The organism is Micromonospora arida (assembly GCF_003857035.1).
In the GTDB taxonomy this organism is placed as follows: Bacteria; Actinomycetota; Actinomycetes; order Mycobacteriales; family Micromonosporaceae; genus Micromonospora; species Micromonospora arida.
This window is the reverse complement of the sequence record NZ_QGSY01000309.1, coordinates 1-14740: the sequence shown is the minus strand read 5'-3', so window position 1 is coordinate 14740 and position 14740 is coordinate 1. Positions and strand designations below refer to the sequence as shown.

13 protein-coding genes are annotated in these 14740 nt (G+C 70.6%); 2 read left to right on the top strand and 11 right to left on the bottom strand.

The genetic code is table 11. The features are described from left to right. Positions 1 to 41: 41 nt before the first annotated feature. From DLJ58_RS30990 to DLJ58_RS30980, 3 genes are all read right to left on the bottom strand, one after another. Entirely contained in the window at positions 42 to 983 is a 942-nt protein-coding gene (locus DLJ58_RS30990) for an acyl-ACP desaturase (protein ID WP_181518646.1), read from the bottom strand. A gap of 71 nt (positions 984 to 1054) precedes the next feature. Next, on the bottom strand, positions 1055 to 2383 hold the full coding sequence (gene hisS, locus DLJ58_RS30985; RefSeq protein WP_124861914.1) for a histidine--tRNA ligase: 1329 nt from the start codon (positions 2381 to 2383) through the stop codon (positions 1055 to 1057). A gap of 73 nt (positions 2384 to 2456) precedes the next feature. After that, positions 2457 to 3167: an MBL fold metallo-hydrolase gene (locus DLJ58_RS30980; RefSeq protein WP_124861911.1), complete on the bottom strand. Its 711-nt coding sequence runs from the start codon at positions 3165 to 3167 to the stop codon at positions 2457 to 2459. A gap of 270 nt (positions 3168 to 3437) precedes the next feature. Between DLJ58_RS30980 and DLJ58_RS30975 the strand changes: the two genes are divergently transcribed. Together DLJ58_RS30975 and DLJ58_RS30970 are read left to right on the top strand one after the other, a co-directional pair. Beyond that, positions 3438 to 4322 carry a peptidylprolyl isomerase gene (locus DLJ58_RS30975; protein WP_124861908.1) on the top strand — a complete coding sequence of 295 codons (885 nt, stop codon included), beginning with the start codon at positions 3438 to 3440 and terminating at the stop codon, positions 4320 to 4322. Positions 4323 to 4381: 59 nt separating this feature from the next. Beyond that, on the top strand, positions 4382 to 5224 hold the full coding sequence (locus DLJ58_RS30970; RefSeq protein WP_124861905.1) for a peptidylprolyl isomerase: 843 nt from the start codon (positions 4382 to 4384) through the stop codon (positions 5222 to 5224). Between the two features lie 77 nt (positions 5225 to 5301). Here DLJ58_RS30970 and DLJ58_RS30965 read toward each other — a convergent pair whose 3' ends face one another. The 8 genes from DLJ58_RS30965 to ruvC form a co-directional block, all read right to left on the bottom strand. Further along, on the bottom strand, positions 5302 to 7824 hold the full coding sequence (locus DLJ58_RS30965) for a RelA/SpoT family protein (RefSeq protein ID WP_124861902.1): 2523 nt from the start codon (positions 7822 to 7824) through the stop codon (positions 5302 to 5304). A gap of 197 nt (positions 7825 to 8021) precedes the next feature. Then, positions 8022 to 8588, bottom strand: a complete 567-nt coding sequence (locus tag DLJ58_RS30960; protein WP_124861899.1) for an adenine phosphoribosyltransferase — start codon at positions 8586 to 8588, stop codon at positions 8022 to 8024. Between the two features lie 77 nt (positions 8589 to 8665). After that, complete coding sequence (gene secF / locus DLJ58_RS30955) at positions 8666 to 9865, bottom strand: protein translocase subunit SecF (protein ID WP_124861896.1); 1200 nt, start codon at positions 9863 to 9865, stop codon at positions 8666 to 8668. A gap of 1 nt (position 9866) precedes the next feature. Then, positions 9867 to 11783, bottom strand: coding sequence for a protein translocase subunit SecD (secD, locus tag DLJ58_RS30950; protein ID WP_208741432.1), 1917 nt, complete (start codon positions 11781 to 11783; stop codon positions 9867 to 9869). Positions 11784 to 12062: 279 nt separating this feature from the next. After that, a complete protein-coding gene (gene yajC / locus DLJ58_RS30945) occupies positions 12063 to 12419 on the bottom strand; it encodes a preprotein translocase subunit YajC (RefSeq protein ID WP_124861893.1) in 357 nt (118 codons plus the stop codon). Between the two features lie 122 nt (positions 12420 to 12541). Continuing rightward, positions 12542 to 13609 carry a Holliday junction branch migration DNA helicase RuvB gene (gene ruvB, locus DLJ58_RS30940; protein WP_112677965.1) on the bottom strand — a complete coding sequence of 356 codons (1068 nt, stop codon included), beginning with the start codon at positions 13607 to 13609 and terminating at the stop codon, positions 12542 to 12544. 16 nt (positions 13610 to 13625) lie between these two features. Beyond that, positions 13626 to 14228: a Holliday junction branch migration protein RuvA gene (gene ruvA / locus DLJ58_RS30935; RefSeq protein ID WP_091401818.1), complete on the bottom strand. Its 603-nt coding sequence runs from the start codon at positions 14226 to 14228 to the stop codon at positions 13626 to 13628. Then, positions 14225 to 14740: crossover junction endodeoxyribonuclease RuvC (ruvC, locus tag DLJ58_RS30930; RefSeq protein WP_124861890.1), on the bottom strand; the 516-nt coding region annotated here is incomplete at its 5' end. The genes ruvA and ruvC, both read right to left, overlap by 4 nt.

Here is a 14740-nt window from a genome sequence, read left to right as displayed (position 1 = left end):
CATGATCAACAAGGGCTGGGGTGGGTGGGACAGGTGGGTTTTTAGCGGAGGGCCAGGCGGGCGGCTCGGGCGTCGCGCTTCTCCTCGAAGCGGCTCGCGGCGCGGTCCAGGTTCTCCAGCTGGGCGGCGAGCTGCTCGCGGGCGGCCTCGCCGTCGGCGTTGAGGCCGGTCACGTTGAAGACGTCCCACTGACGCAGGACCGGCTGCAGAACCTCGTCGCGGTGCTGGCGCAGGTCGTAGATGCCGGCCAGGGCGATCGCCACCGACTTGCGGGCGAACCCGTCGATGCCGCTGCCCGGCATCTGGAAGTCGGCCACCACGTCGGCAACGGCCCGCATGGCCTGGCTCGGAGCCAGCTCGAACGCGGCCGCGAGCAGGTTGCGGTAGAAGACCATGTGCAGGTTCTCGTCGGCGGCCACCCGGGCCAGCAGCGCCTCGCAGGTGGGGTCGCCGGTGGCCTTGCCGGTGTTGCGGTGCGAGATCCGGGTGGCCAACTCCTGGAACGAGACGTACGCCAGCGAGTGCAGCACCTCGTCGCCATGGGCGTTGGTGTAGCCCTCCGACATGTGCGTCATCCGGGCCCGCTCCAGCGCCACCGGGTCGACCGCCCGGCTGACGGTCAGGTAGTCGCGGATCGCGACGCCGTGCCGGCCCTCCTCGGCGGTCCACCGGTGCACCCAGGTGCCCCACGCGCCGTCGCGACCGAACAGGGTGGCGATCTCGTGGTGATACGAGGGCAGGTTGTCCTCGGTCAGCAGGTTCACGATCAGCGCCGTGCGGGCCACGTCCGGGATGGTGGAGTCGGTCGGTGACCACGCCTCGCCGCCGAGCGGCCCGTCGAAGGTCCGCCCTTCGCTCCACGGCACGTACTCGTGCGGGAACCACTCCTTGGCGAGCGAGAGGTGGCGGTCCAGGTTGCGTGCGACAACCGGCTCCAACTCGACGAGCAGCGCGGTCTGGCTCACTGTGGTGCTGACGGTCACGAGAAACTCCCTACGGTGGCGTAACTTACGCTACCGTAGGTCCCCGCGGCCGTCAGCGCCAGTGGAGACACTCAGCCGACCGTGGGCTTGAGGTCCGCCAGGGGTGGCATCCACTCCCCCGCACCGGCCGTGACCTGCTCACCGGAGCGGATGTCCTTCACCTCGTCCGGCGCTCCCTCGGCACCGGGGAACCAGACGTACGGGATGCCCCGCCGCTCGGCGTAGCGGATCTGCTTGCCGAACTTCGCCGCGCTCGGCGACACCTCGGTCGGCACCCCGCGCCGCCGCAGCGCCTCGGCCACCCGGTTGCTGGCCGTACGTTGCTCCTCGCTGGTCACCGCGACGAGCACGGCGGTCGGCACCTCCCGCGAGACCGACAGCTCCCCCGCGCCGAAGAGCAGACCGAGCAGCCGGGTCACGCCGATCGAGATCCCCACCCCCGGGTACGAGACGGTGCCGGCGCTGGCCAGGTTGTCGTACCGGCCGCCGGAGCAGATCGAGCCGAAGCGCTCGTAGCCGTGCAGCTGGGTCTCGTAGACGGTGCCCGTGTAGTAATCCAGACCACGGGCGATGCGCAGGTCCGCCACGCAGAGGCCGGGCGAGTGCTCGGCGGCGGTCTCCACCACCCGGACCAGCTCCTCGATGCCCTCGTCGAGCAGCGGGTCGCTCACCCCGAGCGCGCGCACGGCGTCGGCGAACGAGGCGTCCGGAGCGGAGATCTCGGCCAGCGCCAGGCACGCCTTGGCCTGCGCCTCGCTCGCACCGGCGGTCTGGGCCAGCAGGTCGGCCACCCTCGCCGGGCCGATCTTGTCGAGCTTGTCCACGGCGCGCAGCGCCGCCTCCGGGTCGGTCAGCCCGATGCCCCGGTAGAAACCCTCGCAGATCTTGCGGTTGTTGACCTGGATCGTCACCGGTGGGATCGGCAACGAGCGCAGCGCGTCCCCGATGACCAGCGGCATCTCCGCCTCGTGGTGCGCGGCCAGGGTGTCCCGGTCGACGATGTCGATGTCGGCCTGGACGAACTCCCGGTAACGGCCCTCCTGCGGCCGCTCGCCCCGCCAGACCTTCTGGATCTGGTAGCGGCGGAACGGGAAGCTCAGCTTGCCGGCGTTCTCCAACACGTACCGGGCGAACGGCACGGTCAGGTCGAAGTGCAGGCCGAGCTGGTCGTCACCACCGGCACCCTCGGCGTCGGCGTGCAGCCGCCGGATCACGTAGACCTCCTTCGAGGTCTCGCCCTTGCGCAGCAGCTGGTCCAGCGGCTCCACGGCGCGGGTCTCCAGCGGCGCGAAGCCGTACAACTCGAAGGTGGCCCGGATCCTGTCGAGCACGAACTGCTCGATCATCCGCTGGCCGGGAGTCCACTCCGGGAAGCCGGAGATGGGCGTGGGCTTGCTCATCGGCGTACTCCTTGCGGTTCCGCGCCGGTGGCGCGGTGGTGTCGTGGGTCCGCGCGCGGCGCGGACAAAAGATCTAGAGGCCCCGGGTGGGAGCGGCCGGCGACGTGCCAGCCACCTCGATGAGGTACGGGTTGCTGGCGCGCTCGCGGCCGATGGTGGTGCTGGGGCCGTGGCCGGGCAGCACGACGGTGTCGTCGGCCAGCGGAAGAATCTTGTCGCGCAGGCTGGTGAGCATGGCCGGCATGCTCCCGCCCGGCAGGTCGGTGCGGCCGATCGACCCGGCGAACAGGACGTCACCGGAGAGGCACAGCTCGTCAGCCTCCCAGCTCGACCCGGCGCCCGGCAGCCGGAACAGCACCGACCCGCCGGTATGGCCCGGGGCATGGTCGACGGCGATCTCCAGGCCGGCGAGCGTGAGGGTGGCGCCGTCGGTCAACTCCGCCACGTCGTCCGGCTCGGTGTAGCTCAACCGGCCGCCGAAGAGCGACGTCAGGTCGGCCGAGAGGCCCTTGGACGGGTCGGCCAGCATCTCCCGGTCACCGGGGTGCACGTACGCGGTGATGCCGCGCGCGCCGCAGACCGGCGCGACCGAGAAGGTGTGGTCGAGGTGGCCGTGGGTGAGCAGCACGGCGGCCGGATGCAGGCGGTGCTCGGCGAGCAGCGCGTCGAGCTGGTCGAGCACCCCGATGCCGGGGTCGACCACCACGCACTGCTCCCCCGGCGCGGTGGCAACCACGTAGCAGTTGGTGCCGAAGGCGTCCGCGGGAAAGCCGGCCACGAGCACGGGCGCTGTCCTTTCCGTCGAGCAGCTGTCGTCCTGCACAGCAGCCTATCGGGCGGGCCGAGCGAGTTTGCCGCGTCCGTCCCACCGGCCCCGTAGGGCACAGTGACAACCTCCGATAAGCGCTGCTCGGGACGGGGTGGACCTCGTACACCACATTCCCAGTCACTAGCCGTACACTCTGGCGGGCGTGTGGCGCGGCACACGTGACGCCCGGACGGGCCGGGGCGACCGGCCGCCGGCGGCGACCAGGTAGAGGAAAGGGGAGCACGGGTGGCTTCCAGCAGGGACCGGCAGCGCAAACTGGCGCGGGCCAAGCTCGACCGGCAGTTGGCTCGCCGTGCCGCCTCGACACGGCGCCGACGGCAGATCCAGGCCGGAGTTGGCGCCGCTCTGATCCTCGTGCTGGTCGTGGCCGGCTCAGCCTGGGCGCTCGGGGCGTTCGACTCCGACCCGAAGCAGAACACGGCCGCGGAGGAAACCTGCCTCTGGACGCCGCAGGACGCGACGGCCAACACCAACCTCAAGGACGTCGGCACGCCGGCCACCAAGGATCTGCCCACCGACGGCACCCGGGCGATGACCGTGACCACCAACCAGGGCGCGCCGATCACCGCGGAACTGAACCTGACCAACTCCCCGTGCGCGGCCGCGAGCATCGCCCACCTGGCGAGCCGGTCGTTCTACGACAACACCAAGTGCCACGAGATCACCTCCGAGGGCGCGCTGCGCTGCGGCGACCCCAGCGGCACGGGTCTTGGTGGGCCGACCTACTCGTTCTACGACGAGGAGTTGCCGACCGTGCCGTCGGCGTCGCCGTCGGCCAGTCCGGCCCCCGGCCAGCCGCCGACGTACCCGAAGGGCACGGTGACCATGGTCTCCAACCCGCCGGGCAGCAACGGCAGTCAGTTCCTGATCTTCTTCAAGGACTTCACCACCGCCGACCCGAAGTACCCGGTCATCGGCCGGGTGACCGGCGGGCTGGACGTGGTGGAGAAGATCGGCGCCCTCCCGACCGTGGACAATGGGACCGGGGCGAAGGTCAAGCCCAGCACCGATGTGACGATCCAGAGCCTCACGGTCGGTGAGCCGGTCACCGGTGCGGCACCGGCTCCCTCGGCCTCCGGCACCCCGGCCAGCAGCCCGAGCGCCGGCTGACCGGGCGCCACCACCCACCCAAGCGGCACCCAGCAGCAGACAGCCAGGAGGATCCAGGCGTGACGTCCACCAGAGAGCGGCAGCGCGCGGCGGCACGCGCCCGGCTCGAGAAGGAGATGGCCGAGCGCGCGGCCAAGGCCCGCAAGCGCCGGCAGACGACGGCGATCGTCAGCGCGGCTGCCGCGCTGGTGCTCGTGGTCGCCGGCACCGTCTGGCTGGCGGTGAGCCTCGGCGGCGACGACGACACCAAGAGCGACACCGCCGCGCCGGCGGCGGGCGCGGCCGAGTGCGCGTACACCGCGCTGCCCACCGAGCAGCGCCCCCCGCAGATCAAGGACGTGGGGGTGCCGAGCAACGAGCAGTCCGCCAAGGGCATCCAGACCATGACGATCGACACCAACCTCGGCCCGATCACCGCCAAGGTCGACCGGTCGCTGGTGCCGTGCACGGCGGGCAGCTTCACCTACCTCGCGGAGAAGAACTTCTTCGACAACACCAAGTGCCACCGCCTAGTGACCGAGGGCATCAAGGTGTTGCAGTGCGGTGACCCCAGCGCCACCGGCAACGGCTGGCGGGACACCGACGGCCAGGGCGGCCCGAGCTACCGCATGGCCGAGGAGAACCTGCCCACCGACAAGCGCCCGCCGTACCCGGAGGGCGTCATCGCGATGGCCAAATCCCAAGATCCGGGGAGCACCGGCAGCCAGTTCTTCATCGTCTTCGGCGACTCTCCGCTGGACCCGGCGTACACCGTGCTGGGCACCATCACCGGCGGCATGGACCTGGTCAAGGACGTGGCCAAGGCCGGCGACGACGGTGCGTTCGGCCAGCAGGCTGGCGGCGGCCACCCCAAGAAGGAGGTCATCATCAAGGACCTCACGATGAGCAACCCGCAGGGCTGACCCCCGCGCGCACGACGAAGCGCCCGCCGGCTGAGCCGGCGGGCGCTGTCGTGTTCTCGGGGTACGGGGTACGGGGTTCAGGCCCCGGAGGTGACCCGGTAGGCGTCGAAGACGCCGTCGACCTTGCGGACCGTGGCCAGCAGGTGGCCCAGGTGCTTCGGGTCGGCCATCTCGAAGCTGAACCGGCTCACCGCCACCCGGTCGCGGGTGGTGGTGACGGTCGCGGAGAGGATGTTGACCCGCTCGTCGGAGAGCACCCGGGTGACATCGGCCAGCAGCTTGTGCCGGTCCAGAGCCTCGACCTGGATGGCGACCAGGAACGTCGACGCGGAGGTGAGCTTCCAGCTCACCTCGACGACCCGCTCGCTCTGCGCGCGCAGGTCCTCGGCGTTGGCGCAGTCGTCGCGGTGCACGCTTACCCCGCCGGAGCGGGTGACGAAGCCGAACACCGAGTCCGGTGGGACCGGTGTGCAGCAGCGGGCCAGCTTGATCCAGACGTCGCTGACGCCCCGGACCACCACGCCCGGGTCGCTGCTGCTCTGCCGGCTGCGCGGCGGCCGGGTGGCGACGGCGGTCTCGGCGATGTCCTCCGCCGCGCCCTCCTCGCCGCCGTACGCGGCCATCAGCTTCTGCACCACCGACTGCGCGGAGACCTGGCTGTCGCCGACCGCCGCGTAGAGCGAGGCCACGTCGGCCAGGTGCAGGTCCCGGGCGATCGACATGAGCGCGTCGGAGGTGAGCATCCGCTGCAGGGGCATGCCCTGCTTGCGCATCGCCTTGACGATCGCGTCCTTGCCGGCCTCGATCGCCTCCTCGCGGCGCTCCTTGTTGAAGTACTGCCGGATCTTCGTCCGGGCGCGCGGGCTCTTGACGAAGCCCAGCCAGTCCTGCGTGGGGCCGGCCGTCTCGGACTTCGACGTGAAGATCTCGATCACGTCGCCGTTGGACAGCGTCGACTCCAGCGGCACCAGCTTGCCGTTGACCCGCGCCCCGATGCACTTGTGCCCCACCTCGGTGTGCACCGCGTACGCGAAGTCCACAGGTGTCGACCCGGTCGGCAGCGGGATGACGTCACCCTTCGGGGTGAAGACGTACACCTCCTGGCTGGACAGGTCGAAGCGCAGCGCGTCCAGGAACTCGCTCGGGTCGGCCGCCTCACGCTGCCAGTCGAGCAGCTGCCGCAGCCAGGTCATCTCGTCGATGTGCGCCGGCGGGCCGACGATCTGAGTGCCCTTGTGCTCCTTGTACTTCCAGTGCGCGGCGATGCCGAACTCCGCGGTGCGGTGCATCGCGTACGTGCGGATCTGCATCTCCACCGGCTTGCCGGTGGGCCCGATGACCGTCGTGTGCAACGACTGGTACATGTTGAACTTGGGCATCGCGATGTAGTCCTTGAACCGACCCGGCACCGGCTGCCAGTTGGCGTGGATCACACCCAACGCCGCGTAGCAGTCGCGAACCGTGTCGACCAGGATCCGCACGCCGACCAGGTCGTAGATGTCGTTGAAGTCGCGACCCCGCACGATCATCTTCTGGTAGATCGAGTAGAGGTGCTTCGGCCGCCCGGTGGTCTCCGCCTTGATCTTGGCGGCCTTCAGGTCGGTCTGCACCTTCTGCGTCACCTGCCGCAGCAGCGCCTCGCGCTGCGGCTGGTGCTCCCCGATCAGCCGGTTGATCTCCTCGTAGCGCTTCGGGAACAGCGTGCCGAAGGACAGATCCTCCAGCTCCCACTTGATCGTGTTCATACCGAGCCGGTGCGCCAGCGGAGCCAGGATCTCCAGCGTCTCCTTGGCCTTCTGCTCCTGCTTGGGGCGGGGCAGGAAGGTCAGGGTGCGCATGTTGTGCAGCCGGTCAGCCAGCTTGATCACGAGCACCCGCGGGTCCTTGGCCATGGCCACGACCATCTTGCGGATCGTCTCGGCCTTGGCCGCGTCGCCCAGCTTGACCTTGTCGAGCTTGGTGACGCCGTCGACCAGCAGGGCGACCTCGCCACCGAAGTCGGCGCGCATCTGGTCGAGGGTGTACTCGGTGTCCTCGATGGTGTCGTGCAGCAGCGCGGCGACCAGCGTGGTGGTGTCCATCCCCAGGTTGCCGAGGATCGTCGCCACCGCGAGCGGGTGGGTGATGTAGGGATCACCGGACTTGCGGTACTGCCCGGAGTGCCACCGCGCGGCCGTGTCGAAGGCGCGCTGGAGCAGCCGGGCGTCCGCCTTGGGGTGGTTGTCCCGGTGGCTGGCGATGAGCGGCTCCAGCACCTCGCTGACCTGGGAGGTCTGCCAGGGCGCGTTGAACCGGGCCAACCGGGCCCGGACCCGCCGACCGGTGGGCGCGTTGGACAGCCCGAAGCCACCGCTGGGCGACGGGTCGATGCCGGCGTCGGTCGGGAACGGCACCACGACGCCATCGGCGCCGGGGGACGCCTCGACGCTCGGCGGGCCGCTGGTCGGACGCACCGCGCTCTCGCCGGGAGCCCGGCCGGAGCCGTTGCCGGTGCCCGTCACCCGGGCCGGCGCGTCGCCTGTCCGGTCGGTCACCGAGCCGTCAGCGTCGCCTGTCGGGTGCACCGTGCCCTCCGCCGGAGGGACGACATCGTGGGACACCGGCCTCCTCACCGCTCGCCGGAAACACGCCGGCCGAAGATCGGCCGACCTGGTCTCGCTCGCCGGACGGGATACCGCCGGCGTCAGCAAAGGGCAATGCTACCCGCACTGACGGTCCCCTGCCGCTCCGCCGGACGGTCGGCGCCGGGTCCATCCGACGGGTCCGGGATCAAACGGTCAGCGAAGTACTGGCCGGTTCAAACAGTCAACAGGGCGTGGACGGGACGCGGCGTCAGTCGCTCACGCCCACCCAGGAAGCCGAGCTCCAGCAGCACGGTGAAGCCGGTGACGGTGCCGCCGGCCCGCTCGACCAGGTCCAGCGTCGCTTCGGCGGTGCCACCGGTTGCCAGCACGTCGTCGACCACCAGCACCCGGTGCCCGGCGGTGAAGGCGTCCTCGTGCACTTCGAGGGTGGCCTCGCCGTACTCCAACTCGTAGGAGACCGAGTGCGCCGGGCGGGGCAGCTTGCCGGCCTTACGCACCGGCACCACGCCCACCCCGGTCGCGTACGCGATGGCCGCCGCGACGACGAACCCGCGCGCCTCGATGCCGACCACCACGTCGAAGGAGTCCCGCCCGTGGTACGCGACGATCCCGTCGATCACCTCACGGAAGACCTTGCCGTCGGCGAACAGTGGCATCAGGTCCTTGAACATGACGCCGGGCTTGGGGAAGTCGGGCACGTCCAGCACCCGACTGGCGACCAGTCGGGCGACCTCCGGGCCACTGTCCCCGCGCAGTGCGGTGCTGTGGGTCTCCGTCACGGCTGTTTGCTCTCCTTCGACGACGAACGGCGTCCGGCAACAGCATGCCGGACGCCGTTCGGGTGTTTCCTGTCGGGTCAGCGCCGCTTGGCGCCACCCGGCCGGTTGCCGCCGCCACCCGGGCGACCGCCCCGGGCACCGGTGGACCGCTTGCCCGCCGGCCGAGCGCCCACCTTGGGGGCGGCACCGGCCAGCGCGGCGGCGTCCTGGTCGACCGGCTCGTCGGTCGCGTCGGCCTGGGCCACCGGGCTCGCGGCAGCACCCTTACCGGTGACCTCGCCGCGGGCGACCGCGCCCCGCCGGGTCAGGACGCGCTTGTTGTGCGCCTGGATCCGCGGGTCGTAGTTCTTCAACAGCGCCAGCAGCGGGGTGGCCACCAGGATGGAGGTCAGGAACGCCACCGCCATACCGACGAACAGCACCAGACCGAGGTCCTTCAGCGTGCCGGCGCCGAGCAGGCCGGCACCGATGAAGAGCAGACCACCGACCGGCAGCAGGGCGACCACCGAGGTGTTCAACGACCGCATCAGGCTCTGGTTGACGGCCAGGTTGGACGCCTCGCCGTACGTCTGGTTGTTGTTGGCGGTGATGCCCCGAGTGTTCTCCTGGACCTTGTCGAAGACCACCACCACGTCGTAGAGCGCGAAGCCCAGGATGGTGAGGAAGCCGATGATCGTCGACGGGGTGACCTCGAAGCCGACCAGCGAGTAGATGCCGGCGGTGAGGATCAAGTTCGTGATCAGCGAGGCGACCGCGGCCACGGCCATCCGCCACTCGAAGCGCAGGATCAGGTAGACCATCACCAGCGCGATGAAGATGACCAGACCGAGCACGGCCCGCTCGGTCACCTGGCTGCCCCACGCCTCACTGACCTGGTTATCGCTGATCTGGTCGGCACTGATGCCGAGGTCCTCGGCGATCTGGGCCTTGACCGCGGTGGCCTGCTCGGCGCTGAGCTGCGGCGTGCGCAGCTCGTAGGAGTCGCCGCCCGGGCCGCCGACCTTCTGCGTGGTGGCCACCGTGACGCCGGTGTTCTCCGCGGCGAGGGCCGAGTTGACCTCCCGCTCGGCGTCGTCCAGGGTGCCGACGCTGGCCGGCACCTGGAACGAGTTACCGCCGGCGAACTCGATGCCCAGGCTGAACCCACGGATCGAGAAGCTGAGGATCGCGATCAGGACCAGGACCCCCGCGACGCCGAACCAGAGCTTGCGCCGGCCGACGATGTTGAGACCGGCCTCGCCGTTGTAGAGGCGGCTCGCCAGACCGTTTTCAGCCATCTCAGGCCTCCTTGGCGCGCGGGTTGCGGGGCTGCTGAGTCGGCTGGTTGCGGGCCGGAAGAGCCCGGCCCAGACCGCTGACCCGCGGGGACAGGAACGCCCGGGTCCGGGCGAACATCGTCATGATCGGGTGCCGGAAGAGGAAGACCACGACCAGGTCCAGCACGGTGGCCAGGCCGAGCGCGAACGCGAAGCCCTTGACCGTGCCGACCGAGACCACGTAGAGCACCACAGCGGAGAGCAGGGTGATCGCGTTGGCCGAGATGATCGTCCGACGGGCCCGGATCCAGGCACGGGGCACCGCGCTACGCGGGCTGCGCCCCTCCCGGATCTCGTCTTTCAGTCGTTCGAAGTAGATGACGAACGAGTCCGCCGCCACACCGAGCGAGACGATCATTCCGGCGATGCCGGCGAGGGTGAGCGTGAAGCCGATCTGCCGGCCGAGGAACACCAGCGCGCCGAAGACCAGCAGCGCGGAGAGGATGAGGCTCAGGAAGATCACCGAGCCGAGCAGCCGGTAGTAGAAGAACGCGTAGATGATGACCAGCAGCATGCCGATGCCGGCCGCGAGCAGACCGGCGCGCAGGTGGCTGGCACCCAGCGTGGCGGTGACGTTCTGCGCCTCCTGCTGCTCGAAGGTCACCGGCAGCGCGCCGTAGCGGAGCTGACCGGCGAGGGTGCTGGCGTCCTTCTGGGTGAAGGTGCCGGTGATCTGGGAGTTGCCGGTCAGTACGCCCTGGATCTCCGGGGACGAGACGATCTTGTTGTCCAGCACGACGGCCACCCGGCACTTGCCGTCCTGACCCAACGCGGTCGCGTCGCAGGCCTGGCCCTCGTTGTTGAACGCCTCACGGGTCAGCGAGGTCCACTTGCCCTGGCCGTCGCCGGTGAAGTCCAGGCTGACCACCCAGGAGTTGGTCTGGTCGAGCACCGCGTCGGCGTCGGACACGTCGGTGCCCAGCACCTTGGCCTGGTCGAGCAGGTACTTCGACGCGCCGTCCTCGCAGGAGACCACCTGCTGCTTCGCATCGGAGATCGACGCCGGGGGGCGCTGGTCGAGCTGCGCGCAGCCGATCGTCGGCACGTTGAACTGCATCTGCGCCGGCAGCACCGCGACCTCCTGCGGAGACAGCGTGCCGAACGGCTTGAGCTTCTCGGCCAGCGACGGGTCGGCGGTCAGATCGGCCGGGGCCTGCAACCCGTTGGCGGCCTGCCACGCGGCGGCGCCGACCTTCTGCTCGACGACCTTGCGCTGCTCCTCGATGCTGGCCGGCACCGGCTCGGCGCTGGCGCTGGGCGCGGCGGCGCTCGGCGAGGCCGTGGCGGACGCGGAGGGGGTCGGCGTGGCGCTGGGCGACGCCGGGGCCATTCCGCCCTGACCGCCGCTGGGCGACGAGGTCACCTTCGGCGAGGCGCTGCCGGTCGGGGTCGCGGCGCCGGTCGGGGTCGCGGCGCCCGTCGGAGCGGCGCTGCCGGACGGAACTGGCGTGGCGGCGGGTGGGGCCTCGGCCACCCCGCTGCCGGAGGCGGCCTTGAGCACCTTGCGGAAGCGCAGCTCAGCCGCTTCGCCCACGTCGTCGAGGTTCCGGTTCTCACCGGGCAGGGAGATGACGATGTTGCGGTTGCCCTCGGTGACCACCTCGGCCTCGGCCACGCCGAACGCGTTGACCCGGCTCTCGATGATCTCCCGGGCCTCCTCGAGGTTCTCCGCCGTCGGGGGCTTGCCGTCGACGCTGTTGGTCGCCTCCAGTGTCACTCGCGTGCCGCCGATCAGGTCCAGGCCGAGCTTGGGCTCGAGCCGGTCCTTCCAGCTGCCGCTGGCGCCAGCGAAGAACACCAAAAGATAGAGGACCACGAAGATGAACCCGAGCACGGCGAGCTGCCGCCCGGGGCGCATCTGTCCCTGAGGTGGTGCCACGGCTGTCCTGTCTCCCTGTACGGTCGCGCCGCTGTCGCAGCGGCGGCGGTGTCGGGCCGGGGGTCCCGCCCGACGGGGTCTGCCTTGAGCCGACGGAATGCCGACACGAGGACCGGGCACCCCGGCGCGGAACGCCGACGGTCACGGGAACGTGCCGACGCCCGGCGTCGACCCAACTATCCAGTTTTCACGTCTCGCCCGCTGCCCCGTTCGGGCGCGACGACCCCGGAAGCCGGCCGACCGGCCGTACGCCGCAATCGCCGCTCCCGAGGGGAGGGGTCAGTCCTTGACGGTGTCCGCGTCCTCGGTGACCGGCTCGCTCGGCAGCTCCGCGCGAGTGACCACCCGCGCGATGGCCGGGCGGGCGTAGCGGGTCTGCACGCCCGGTGCGACCTCGATCAGGACGGTGTCGTCCTCGATGCCGGTGACCGTGCCGTAGAGCCCACCGATGGTCACGACCTCGTCGCCGGGGCCGAGGTTGGACTGCATCGCCTCCGCCTCTTTGCGGCGCTTCTGCTGGGGCCGGATCATCATGAAGTACATGACGCCAAAGAGCAGGGCGATCATCAGGATCGGCGTGAAACTGCCGGCCCCGCCACCCGGTGCTGCCAAATGCACGGTTACTGACCTTCCCATTGGCCACCTCCCCGGCACCGTGTGTGCCGGAGCGGAGGCGGATTCTCACGTCCTGTACAGACCGCGGCGAAGTCTAAACCCTGCACCTGAGAACGCCGAATGCGGCACAGATCACGTTCACATCACGGCTGATCGACATCCAAGGAGAACAAGTCGGGCACAGGTGGACTATCCGCACCAAATGTACCATTCGGCGGTGTGCGCCCCAGATGCCGCCAGGCGGCCTCGGTCGCCACCCGCCCCCTGGGCGTACGGGCCAACAGCCCAGCCCGCACCAGGAACGGCTCGCAGACCTCCTCGACCGTGTCCGGCTGCTCCCCCACTGCCACGGCGAGGGTGGACAACCCGACCGGGCCGCCCCGGAACGAGTCGACCAACGCGGTCAACACCGCACGGTCCAGCCGGTCCAGGCCGAGGGCGTCCACGTCGTACACGATCAGGGCCGCACGGGCGGTGTCGAGATCGACCACCCCGTCCGCCCGGACCTCGGCGTAGTCGCGGACCCGGCGCAGCAGCCGGTTGGCGATCCGCGGCGTGCCCCGGGACCGACCGGCGATCTCGGTCGCGCCCTCCGGCGTGATCGGCACCCCCAGGATCCGCGCCGAACGGTGCAGCAACGTCTCCAGATCCGCCGGGGCGTAGAAGTCGAGGTGCGCGACGAAGCCGAACCGGTCCCGCATCGGCCCGGTCAACAGGCCCGAGCGGGTCGTCGCGCCAACCAGGGTGAACGGCTCGACGTCCAACGGGATCGCCGTCGCCCCCGGCCCCTTGCCCACCACCACGTCGACCCGGAAGTCCTCCATCGCGCTGTAGAGCAGCTCCTCGGCCGGGCGCGCGATCCGATGGATCTCGTCGATGAAGAGCACGTCGCCCTCGGCGAGGCTGGTCAGGATCGCCGCCAGATCACCGGAACGCTCGATCGCCGGGCCGCTGGTCACCCGGATGCCCGCGCCCAGCTCGGCGGCGACGATGTTGGCCAGACTCGTCTTGCCCAACCCGGGCGGGCCGGAGAGCAGGATGTGATCCGGCGGCGACCCCCGCCGCATGGCGCCCTGCAACAACAGGTCGAGCTGGTCGCGTACCCGGTCCTGGGCGATGAACTCGGCCAGCCGCCTCGGCCGTACCGTGGCCTCCGCGTCCCGATCAGCGTCGCTGACGTACGCCGAGACGAGCCCCTCGGTCTCGCTCATCGTGCCGCCCGCGCGGTCATCGGGTGCGGCCCAGCAGTCGGATGGCCTGCTTGAGCAGGACCGGCACCGGCGGGGTCTCACCCTCGATCGACTCCGCCACCGCGGCCACCGCCTGGTCGGCCTGACCGGCCGTCCAACCCAGCCCCACCAACGCCTGGCGGACCTGGTCGGGCCAGCTGCCGCGGGTCACCCCGGCCACCCCGTCGGCGCCGATCGGCACCGGGCCGATCCGGTCACGTAGCTCCAGCACCAGACGTTCCGCGCCCTTCTTGCCAATCCCGGGTACGCGGGTCAGGGCGGCCGTGTCGGCGTTGGCGATCGCCTTGCGGACCGCGTCCGGGGTGTGCACCGCCAGCACCGCCTGGGCCAGTCGCGGGCCGACCCCACTGGCGGTCTGGAGCAGCTCGAACAGGGACTTGGCGTCATCGTCGGCGAAGCCGTAGAGAGTCAGCGAGTCTTCCCGCACGATCAAGCTGGTGGCGAGCCGTGCGACCTGGCCGACCCGCAGCTCCGCGAGGGTCCCCGGGGCGCAGTGCACGGCGAGCCCGACCCCGCCGACCTCGATCACGGCCTGGTCCGGACCCGTCGCGGTCACCGTGCCGCGCACGCTGGCGATCATCGTGCTCCTCCTCGTCGTGCCCGATCGGCCGCGGCGGCCAGCTTGGAGCGGGTCCCGCCGCGCCACACGTGGCAGATGGCCAGGGCCAGCGCGTCGGCGGCGTCCGCCGGCTTCGGCGGCTCGGCCAGCCGCAACAGCCGGGTCACCATCGCGGTCATCTGCGCCTTGTCGGCTTGACCGGACCCGGTCACGGCGGCCTTCACCTCGCTCGGGGTGTACGTCTGCACCGGCAGCCCGGCCCGCGCCCCGGCCAACACGGCGATGCCACTGGCCTGCGCGGTGCCCATCACGGTACGAACGTTGTGCTGGCTGAACACCCGCTCGACGGCAACGCTCTCCGGCTGATGCTCGGCGACCAGCTTGTTCAGCGACCGGTCCAGGTGCAACAGGCGCAACGCCAGATCGTCGGCCGGGTCGGTGTAGACCACGTAGTAGGCGACCAGGGTGCAGGGCCGGCCGGGCAGACCCTCGACCACGCCCACCCCACACCGGGTCAACCCCGGGTCCACACC